This is a genomic window from Nonomuraea lactucae (assembly GCF_003313395.1).
Taxonomy (GTDB): Bacteria; Actinomycetota; Actinomycetes; order Streptosporangiales; family Streptosporangiaceae; genus Nonomuraea; species Nonomuraea lactucae.
In genome coordinates, this window is the sequence record NZ_QNFZ01000489.1 from 1 (window position 1) to 1,316 (window position 1,316).

General features: G+C 75.2%; 1 protein-coding gene and 1 pseudogene. Both read right to left on the reverse strand.

The features are described 5' to 3' along the window. Nucleotides 1-158: 158 nt before the first annotated feature. The gene (locus DQW85_RS22895) at nt 159-947 is read right to left on the reverse strand and encodes a PIG-L deacetylase family protein (RefSeq protein WP_113702191.1); all 789 of its coding nucleotides are present in this window, start codon (nt 945-947) and stop codon (nt 159-161) included. Continuing rightward, a pseudogene (locus tag DQW85_RS22900) lies at nt 944-1,316 on the reverse strand (MFS transporter); the annotation flags it as partial. The pseudogene DQW85_RS22900 and the gene DQW85_RS22895, both read right to left, overlap by 4 nt.

The following is a 1,316-nucleotide window of genomic DNA, read 5'->3' on the forward strand; positions in this document are numbered from 1 at the left end:
CCACCATGTGCCCGGACCCGCGACCAACCCTGTGCCCGGCGGTACGGCCGACCGTGCGGCCGACCGTGCCGCCGACCGTGCCGCCGACCGTGCCGCCGACCGTGCGCCCGGCCGGGCCGCCGTTCTCGAGGTGGCGCGGAAGGCGATCGAGCGGAACCTCACTCGCACATGACGGCGGCCGGGGGCGTGGCAGCAGCTGAGGGCGTCGCGGCGGCCCAGGGATGCCGGGCCCGCTCGACGAACGACTCGTCGCCGACCCACGCCGTGTAGCGTTCGACTCCCATGCCGGCGATCAGCCCGGCCGTCTGCGTCTCCTGCGCCGCCAGGGCACGGAACTTGCGGGCCGCGGTCTTCGCGTCCAGCACGAGGTCGACCGCCAGCCGGTGCTCGGGTGTCGTGATCGGGTAGCCCGGGGCGAAGACGCCCAGGCTCTCGTTGAGCGCGCTCCAGCGCGGCGCCCGCCGCTGCGCGAACGTGGCGTGCAGCAGCCGCGCCCCGGACGGGGCGGCCCTGTCGAACGCCTCGCCGGTCCAGGCCGAGACCGCCCGATGGTCCGGGTGACCGGTGATGCCGTCCGGGCCGAAGGTCAGCACGGTGTCGGGGCGTACCTGATCGACGACCTCGCACAACCGCGCGACCGCGTCGGGCAGGGGAACCGCCGCACATTCCCCGTCCCGGTAGCCGAGCCAGTGGTGCTCGGTGACTCCGAGGATCTCCAGGCAGCGCCCAAGCTCGCCGGTGCGCTCCACGGCCAGCCGGTGAGGCGGCCACTCCACCGGGTCGGGCGTGCCGAGCTCGCCGCGGGTCGCGGTGAGGCACACCACCCGCGATCCGCTGTCGCGCGCCATCGCCATCAGCCCGGCGGACAGGTACGCCTCGTCGTCCGGATGTGCCCAGATCCCCAGGATGGTGCCCAGCCGCGCGACATCGGACACGGACTCGATCATGATCGGTTCTCCTTCGTGACGAAAGCGTGCAGGATCAGGCCCGCGCCGCAGCAGGCGACGGCGGGCATCCAGAGCCCCCCGGCCCCGGCGGCATCGACCACGACGCCGCCGAAGAGCGCGCCCGCCGCCGACCCGAGGTGGATCGCGGAGCTGTTCAGGGCGAGCAGCAACGGCGCCGGTCCCGCCCCCAGGCCGATCAGGCGGTGCTGCTGCGCGGGAATCAGCCCCCAGGCCGCGCTCCCCCACCCGGCCACGACCGCCAGCGCACCGGCCACCGTCGTCGCGAGGTGCGGGAGCGCCGCGAAGCCGGCGGCCAGCACGGCCACGGTGACCAGGACCACCCGGCGGGGACCGCTCCGGTCGGCCGCG

Coding starts and splice junctions, on each gene's coding strand:
- DQW85_RS22895 (WP_113702191.1), bottom strand. CDS start 947: ATGATCGAGTCCGTGTCCGATGTCGCGCGGCTGGGCACCATCCTGGGG.